General features: G+C 69.0%; 7 protein-coding genes. 2 read left to right on the top strand and 5 right to left on the bottom strand.

Annotation, left to right across the window (positions count from 1 at the left end):
- The 5 genes from RM812_RS40085 to RM812_RS40065 all read right to left on the bottom strand — a co-directional run.
- Positions 1 to 2,251: condensation domain-containing protein (locus RM812_RS40085; RefSeq protein WP_311585613.1), on the bottom strand; the 2,251-nt coding region annotated here is incomplete at its 3' end.
- Positions 2,252 to 2,303: 52 nt separating this feature from the next.
- On the bottom strand, positions 2,304 to 3,491 hold the full coding sequence (locus RM812_RS40080) for an NAD(P)/FAD-dependent oxidoreductase (protein ID WP_311585611.1): 1,188 nt from the start codon (positions 3,489 to 3,491) through the stop codon (positions 2,304 to 2,306).
- A gap of 9 nt (positions 3,492 to 3,500) precedes the next feature.
- A complete protein-coding gene (locus RM812_RS40075; RefSeq protein ID WP_311585608.1) occupies positions 3,501 to 3,719 on the bottom strand; it encodes a phosphopantetheine-binding protein in 219 nt (72 codons plus the stop codon).
- A gap of 49 nt (positions 3,720 to 3,768) precedes the next feature.
- Positions 3,769 to 5,355: an amino acid adenylation domain-containing protein gene (locus RM812_RS40070; RefSeq protein ID WP_311585606.1), complete on the bottom strand. Its 1,587-nt coding sequence runs from the start codon at positions 5,353 to 5,355 to the stop codon at positions 3,769 to 3,771.
- A 232-nt stretch (positions 5,356 to 5,587) separates the two neighbouring features.
- A complete protein-coding gene (locus RM812_RS40065) occupies positions 5,588 to 5,803 on the bottom strand; it encodes an MbtH family protein (RefSeq protein ID WP_311585604.1) in 216 nt (71 codons plus the stop codon).
- A 556-nt stretch (positions 5,804 to 6,359) separates the two neighbouring features.
- On the opposite strand from RM812_RS40065, the gene RM812_RS43235 reads away from it, so the two are divergent.
- Together RM812_RS43235 and RM812_RS40055 are read left to right on the top strand one after the other, a co-directional pair.
- The gene (locus RM812_RS43235; RefSeq protein ID WP_394816597.1) at positions 6,360 to 6,833 is read left to right on the top strand and encodes a transposase family protein; all 474 of its coding nucleotides are present in this window, start codon (positions 6,360 to 6,362) and stop codon (positions 6,831 to 6,833) included.
- A 178-nt stretch (positions 6,834 to 7,011) separates the two neighbouring features.
- On the top strand, positions 7,012 to 7,673 hold a 662-nt coding region (locus tag RM812_RS40055), incomplete at its 3' end, for an FAD-dependent monooxygenase (RefSeq protein ID WP_311585602.1).

Here is a 7,673-nt window from a genome sequence, read left to right as displayed (position 1 = left end):
AGAAGCTCTCGCTCTGCCCGGAGGAGTTCACCACCCGCACGCCGGGCAGCGCCTCGCGGACCTGCCGCACCAGCCGGGCGGGGAGGATCTCGCCCGCGAGGACGACGGTGCGCACCCCGGGTGCCCGCTCCAGGTGGCCGACCAGTTCACTGAGCACCGAGGGGACAGCGCTGATCATGTGGCCGTCCCAGGTATCCCGCTCACCGAGGACCAGCGCGTTGGGCACCACCTCGGCCGTGCCGCCGGTGGACAGAGCGGTCAGCAGTTCAAAGACCGAGACGTCGAAGTTCACCGAGGTGCCGGCCAGCATCCGCCACCCGGGCGGCGTGTCCAGCACACGCACCAGTTCCTGGATCCCGTTCACGACGTTGCGCTGGGTGATCGCCGCGCCCTTCGGCCTGCCCGTGGAGCCGGAGGTGTACATCACGTACGCCAGGTTGTCCGGGCCCAGCGGCGCCAGGCGGGCGGCGTTGTCCGGCGCCTTCTCGGACGCCTCCCACTCCGCGCGGTGGTCGAGGTCGACGATCGGTATGTCGTTGCGCGGCAGAGCCTGCCATGTCCTGGCGTCGGTGACCGCGAACCGCGGGGCGGCCTCGGCCAGCACGGTATCCGCCCGCCCGGCGCGGTACTGCGGGTCCATCGGCAGGTACGCGGCACCGGACTTGAGGATTCCGAGCAGGCCCACGACCAGGTCCTCGGTGCGCGGCAGCGCGAGCACCACCAGGTCTTCCGGACCGGCTCCGCGCCGGATCAGCTCCCACGCGACGCCGTTCGCCCGGTCGTCGAGCTCCCGGTAGGTCAGCGTACGGTCCTCGCACACAAGGGCAGGCGCGTCGGGTGTCCGGGCGACCTGGCCCTCGAACAGCTCCGGGATCGTCAGCCCGGGCTCCGCGGTGGCGGTGGCGTTGAACGCGGTCAGGAGCCGGTCCCGCTCGACCGCGTCGAGCGCGTCGATGCCACCGATCCCGCGCCCGGAGTCGGCCATGAGCCGGCCCAGTACGCGGACGAACCTCCGCGCCAGGCCCTCGGCCGTTCTCTGGTCGAACAGGTCGGTGGCGTACTCCAGACGGCACTCCGCCGCGCCGGACCCGTTCGGCACCATGTCGAAGAACAGGTCGAACTTGGCCGTTCGGGTCTCGAGCCTTGCGGCCCGGACCGTGAGGCCGGGGACCTTCAGCTCCGGCACGGGCGGCTGCCAGGAGAGCATCACCTGGAAGAACGGGTGATAGGCGGTGGACCGGTCCGGGTTCAACAGCTCAACCAGCCGCTCGAACGGCATGTCCTGGTTGTCGTACGCGGCCAGGGACCGCACCCGCACCCGCTGGAGCAGTTCCTGGAACGTCGGATTCCGCGACAGGTCGACGCGCAGCACCCAGGTATTGACGAAGAACCCAACGAGGTCCCGGAGTTCCTCGTCGGTACGGCCGGCGATCGGTGCGGCGATGGGCCCGTCGTCGCCGCAGCCGCGGTGGTACAGGAGCACCGCGAGCGCGGAGTGCATGACCATGGAGACGGTGACGTCCTCCTGCGCCGCCAGCTTCTCCACGGACCGGAGCAGGTCGGGGCCGATCGAGAAGCGGACCATGTCACCGCGGCGGCTCATGGTCCTCGGACGCGGGCGGTCGGCGGGCAGGGCCAGGGGCTGCGGCAGGCCGGCCAGGGTCTGCCGCCAGTACGCCAGTTGCCTGGACGCCAGGCTGTCCGGATCGGACTCGTCACCGAGCACGTCCCGGTGCCAGAGGGTGTAGTCGGCATACTGGACTGGGAGCGGCTCCCACGCCGGTGGCCGGCCCTGTCGGCGGGACGTGTACGCCAGGGTCAGATCGCGCAGCAGCGGCCCCATGGACTCGCCGTCCAGGGCGATGTGGTGGACCACCAGCGCCAGGAAGTGCTCGTGGGGCGCGCTCCTCACCAGCCGGGCGCGGATCGGCACATCGGTGGCCAGGTCGAAGGAGGCGGTGGCCGTCTCCTCCAGGACCGCCACCCGCTCCTCCTCCCCGGCGACCTCGACGAGGGGGAGGGCGAAGGGCACCTCTTCCGACGGCAGCACCCGCTGGTGGGGTACGCCGTCGTCGTCCTCGACGATCACGGTACGGAGGGCCTCGTGTCTGCCGATGAGATCGCGGAACGCCGCCTCCAGCGCGTCAGGGTCCAGCTCACCGGTGAGCCGCAGTGCGAAAGCGCCGTTGTACGTCGCCGACGGGCCTTCGAACCGGTCCACGAACCACAGTCGGCGCTGCGCGAATGACAACGGGATCAATGTGTCTCCAAATCGACAGAACGACCAGGGGTCGATCCGACACTCAGCTTTGGTCGAGTACCGCCAAGAGCTTGTCGTTGTAGAAGTCGTCGAAGGTGCACGCGCCCGACACCGTGGAGAAGTACAGGTCGATCAGGTCCTGGTGACCGACCAGCTTCCGCAGCATCTCCGTCTGCCGTCCGGCCTTGAGTTCGGCCACGTTGAGTGCGCCCTGGTAGAAGTCGAGGAAGGTATTGGCGAGGTCGTTCTCATAACGTCTGAGCGCCGCGTTGAGCGAGACGTCGTCGTGCAGTTGCCCGCCGATGTGCTCGGTCAGCAACTGGGCCTGGAGGAAGGCGTCGGTGATACCGCGGGCGGTGATGGAGTCCTTGTGGTGCACCGCGTCACCGAGCAACACCCAGCCGGGCCCGTGGGCCTTGCGGAAGAAGTTCTCCTGGTGCCCCGTACCGTACATCTGCTCCACGCGGCTGCCCGCCGACATCCGCTCGTACAGCTCGGGGGCCGTCGTACGAACGGCTTCGAGGAGGGCGGGTTCCGCCGCGGTGCGGACCTCGGCGAATTCGCTCTGCGGAAAGTACGCCATGATCAGCTTGAGGTCGTCGTTGGTGGGGATGGCGCCGATCCAGCGCCCCGGACGCTCGTACAGCTCGAAGTGCCCGGGAACCCCTTCCCAGTAGCTGTAGTACGTGCAGGTCATGCGCGGGTGCTCGACGACGTTCGGTGCACCCACCTTCTGGGCCACCAGCGATCGCATCCCGTCGGCGCCGACGACCAGCCGCGCCCCTTCCGTCACCTCGGCACCCGAGGACGTCTTGAGGCGCACCCCGACGACCCGGTCGTCCTCGAAGAGCAGATCGCTGACCGCGCAGGCCTCACGGAACTCCACGCCGGACGCCACAGCGCCGCCCGCGAGGACCGGGTCGAGCACGAACCGCCTCGGCGCGTACGTGGTCCTGTGGCCGCCGACCGGCAGGGAAAAGCCGTCCAGCCGGACACCGGGCGCTTCGTAGCTCTGGTGGTCGATCGGCCGGCAGCCCGCGTCACGGAGCTCGTCGAGCAGCCCCCACCGGTCGAGCAGCGCCACACCCGGCTGATGGATGTAGTGGGAGGACAGTGTGTCCTGCGGGAACCGCGCCTTCTCCAGGAGCAGGACGCGGTACCCCTGCCGAGCGAACAACATGGCCGCCGCCGAACCCGCGCACCGGGCACCGATGACAACGACGTCGTACATGGCCCGCTCTTACTTTTGGGATACCGCACCCGAAAATTCGATGTACTCGGAAATCGACGCCACTGTCGGGTTGAGAAACAGCTGGTCCATAGGAACTTCGACGCCAAGTTCCTCCAGGAAAGCCCCCTGAATTCTGGCCATGATTACAGATTGGCCGCCCAGGGCGAAGAAGTTGTCGTCGACAGATATGTCATCGAGTTGAAGTTCCCGGCACCAGATGGCGCGCACTCTATCGACAATCATCACAGTCCTCTCGTTTGCCATCAAGACTCGTTGACTATGTCGTCGTGCCGGTTCCGGCGTACCGGTGCTGAAACTCCTCAACGAGTGCCGCGCGGTCCGCTTTGCCGTGCGGACTCAGCGGAATGCGCCGAATGCTGAGGAATCTGGCGGGAACCATGTTCCGCGGCAGCGTTTCCAGGAGGCGGGCGCGCACCTCGTGCTCTGCGAGGTCGTCCCCGACCGGAACGACGAACGCGATCAGCTCGACCTCGCCGGAACCGGTGTCCCCGGGGACCACGGCGGCCTGCCGGACCCCGGTCAGCCTGCCGAGCGCGCGCTCGATGTCGGCGGGATCGATGCGCATGCCCCGCACCTTCACCTGTGCGTCCATCCGGCCGACGACGACGAGGTCCCCAGCCTCGGTCGCGCAGCCGCGATCGCCTGTCCGGTACAGCCTGCGCGGTACGCCGTCGACCTCGACCGTCGTGAACCGCTCGGATTCCGGGCTGCTGCCGTTCAGGTAGCCCGCGCCGACACCGGTGCCGGAGATGCAGATCTCTCCGTACTCCCCCGCCGCGACTCCGCGTGCCCGCTCGTCAAGAATGTGGATCTGCGTGTTGTGCACCGGCCGGCCGACCGGTGCGATGTCGTGTCTGCCGGACCAGTGGCCGGACAGGTCGTACGACGACGCGACATCCGTGCACTCGGCGACCCCGTACTGGTGCAGGAGGGTGCAGGCGTTCCCCTCGCGCCGCGCCCAGTCCGCGATCCGTTCGGCGTGCAGCGGCTCCCCACCGAACAGCACGTAGTCCAGCTTGGTGAGCGCCTCGCCGCCGCGTGCGGTCTCCCAGTCCACCAGCAGGTACATGGTGCTGGACGCGCAGTGCACCGTGCGTATGTCGTGCCGCGTCAGCAGGCGGTAGGCCATCGCGGTGTCGAAGTTGCGGCTCGCCATCAGGTGCTGCGTGGCGCCGCAGAACAACGGCATCATCAGGCTGCGCTGGGAAAGGTCGAAGCCGAACGCGCTGACGACGAGGTTGTGCGAGCCACGGTGCAGGCGGTACTCGAGCTCCAGCCAGTTCAGGAGGTTGAACCAGCCCTCGTGCCGTACCGCCGTCAGCTTCGGCGTGCCTGTCGACCCGGACGTGAAGACCGCGTAGCACACGTCGTCCCCGGTGACCGGGGCCTCGGGCGGGGTCACCGGGAGCCCTTCGAGCCGGTCGGCCAGCCGTTCTGGGGCGAAGACCTCGGTGGCCTCCGCCTCGACCAGCCCGGTGGTCGCCGGGGAGGCCACGAGCAGGGCGAGATCGGGGACCTGCCCCAGCAGCAGCCGGAGCCTCGCCGCCGGGTAGGACGGATCGAACGGTATGTAGGCCGCACCCGCTTTCAGGGTGCCGAGGATGGCGACGAGCATGTCCGTCGAGTAGTCGAGACAGACACCGACCCTGTCCCCCCGGCCGTGGCCGCGCGCGGTGAGGAAGTGCGCGAACCGGTTGGCCATGGCGTCCAGTTCGGCGTAGGTCACCTGTTGTTCGGCGCAACGGACGGCGACCGCGTCCGGGGTGGCTCGCGCGTGCGCCTCGAACCGCTTGTGGACGACGGGCACCGAGGGCAGGGCGACCCGCTTTCCCTGGAGAATCATCGACCAACTCCGTTGTGACGGTTGTCCGGGCTGACGAGCCGCCGACGCGCCAGGAGGAACGGCGCTCCCTGGGCGCCTCGGGCGACATGCGGCCGGCCCGACACAGACCGCCCTGCGGTGTGCGTTGCGCGACCTCTGGTGCTGTCGGGCCGAGCAAAGCCGGTGCACCTGGACCGGCGGGCGACGAGCGGACCGCCTCGGCTGTGCTCCGTGGCGCCTTCGCCGGCGGTGTTCAATCCGCCGCCATGGCCTCCCGCAGGCTCTTCGGCCGCAGATCGGTCCAGTTCTGCTCCACGTACTCCAGGCACTCGGCCCTGCCCGCCTCGCCGAACACCACCCGCCAGCCCGCGGGCACCTCGGCGAACACCGGCCACAGGGAATGCTGCTCCTCGTCGTTGACCACGACGTAGAAGTTGCCGTTCTCGTCGTCGAAGGGGTTCATGCTCACTGCGCCACCGTCCTTAGCGGTCACGGGGTGACCCGACATGGAAAACTCGCCAGGGCCGAGCGGTTCACCGGTCGGCATTGTCCTGTCGCCGGGACATCCGCCACCCGGGGTATCCCGGAACGCCGATGTCACTGGCGGGACGTTAGAAGTGGACCGGCGCAGTCGCAAGGGCTGCGAAATCACCGAACTCCCGCTCGTCCGCCCGGCCCTGTATCCAGCTGCGACTGTGTGCCACTATGCCGGGCAACGGCCCCGAGTGGGCCCGCTCAATTCGACTTTCAGCCAGTCCCTCCAGTCAGCCGAACCGAGAGCGCGTGGATTACCAGGTCTTCGAAGTTGAGGGATGCGCCTCGTCTCGGTTACTGACGTGGTGTCACAGTGTGTGACCGTAGTGGTGATCGTCCCCTGGACGCAGAGCGCCCCTGGGCCTGCGTGATCATTTCTGTTCTCGACCCTGCGTCCTCCGTCAGCCAGCCGCTCGACCCGCACGACGGACACCCCGTCCAGATCGAGCAGCAACGTCATACCGTTGACCAAGCCCGTGGCTCCTGCATGATTGTTCTGCGTCCACCTGGTCACGGTCGACGAGACGACCAGGGCCTGCCCGGCCTGCGGGGTGTTCGCCACCCGAGTGAGGGGCTCGGCGGTGACCCGGCCGCGCGATCTCCCTTACGGCGAGAGCGGATTGGAGTACCGCTGGCACAAGCGCCGCTGGTGGTGCCGCGAGGCCGACTGCCCGCGGCGGTCCTTCACCGAGCAGATCCCGGCGGGTGCCAGGCTGACCGCCCGGCTGCGGGGTGCAGCCGGGCGCCGCATACAGGATGTCGGCTCCACGGTCATCCAGGCCACGCGGGATCTGCATCTGTCCTGGCCGACCGTGATGGAAGCCTTCCGCGCGCAGGCCCGCGACGTCGCCGAAGCACCTCTGCCGCAGGTCGCAGCCCTGGGCATCGACGAGGCCCGCCGCGGACGGCCCCGCTGGGAACAGGATGCGGATACCGGCAAGTGGCGCCTGACCCGGGACCGGTGACACACCAGCTTCGTCGACGCCCTCGGCCACGGCGGGCCGGCCTGCTTCCGACCGCCTCCTGCACGGTCCCGGACGGGCGTCGTCCCTTGACCGGCAGATCCACTGCCCGTGAGGGTGAACGCGATGAGGGTGCCTACGAGGCGTACGGGACAGGGGAGGCGGCGTGGGACACACCGGCATGGACACAGACGTGGTGATTGCGGGCGCCGGACCTACCGGTCTGATGCTGGCCTGCGAGCTGCGCCTGGCGGGCGTCGATGTGACGCTAGTGGAACGCCTCGCGGAACGGACCGGTGAGTCGCGAGCCGGCGGGATGCACTCGCGCACCCTGGAAGTGCTGGACCAGCGCGGTGTCCTGGACCGCTTCCTCGCGGCTGGCACCCTGCAGAAGGTGGGCCACTTCTCCGCGCTCAGGCTGGACTTCGACGGGGTCGAGTCCAGGCACCCGCTCCCGCTGATGATCCTTCAGTCCGCCGTCGAACGGCTGCTGGAGGAGTGGGCCACCGAACTCGGAGTGCGGGTGCGCTGGTCGTCCGAGGTGAGCGGGTTCGGCCAGGACGAGGCGGGCGTGACGGTCGGGCTGCGTACGGCGGAGGGGGCACCCACGTCACTGCGCGCCCGCTACCTCGTGGGCTGCGACGGTGGGCGCAGCACAGTGCGCAAGCTGGCCGGCATCGCCTTCCCCGGCACCCCGGCTACGCTGACCGCCCTGATCGGCGACGTCGAACTCCCCGGTCTGTGCGAGGACTACATCTGGGCGCGGCGCTGCGCGGCCGGGGACTTCTCGGTGATCGCGTTCGAGCCGGGCTGGTACCGGGTGCTGACGTTCGAGTACGACCG

The organism is Streptomyces lancefieldiae, assembly GCF_031845825.1.
Lineage (GTDB): Bacteria > Actinomycetota > Actinomycetes > Streptomycetales > Streptomycetaceae > Streptomyces > Streptomyces lancefieldiae.
This window is presented reverse-complemented; position numbering and strand designations above follow the sequence as displayed.

Excerpts from the sequence above, each read along its gene's own strand:
- RM812_RS40080 (WP_311585611.1), bottom strand. The coding sequence starts at position 3,491 with ATGTACGACGTCGTTGTCATCGGTGCCCGGTGCGCGGGTTCGGCGGCG.
- RM812_RS40070 (WP_311585606.1), bottom strand. The coding sequence starts at position 5,355 with ATGATTCTCCAGGGAAAGCGGGTCGCCCTGCCCTCGGTGCCCGTCGTC.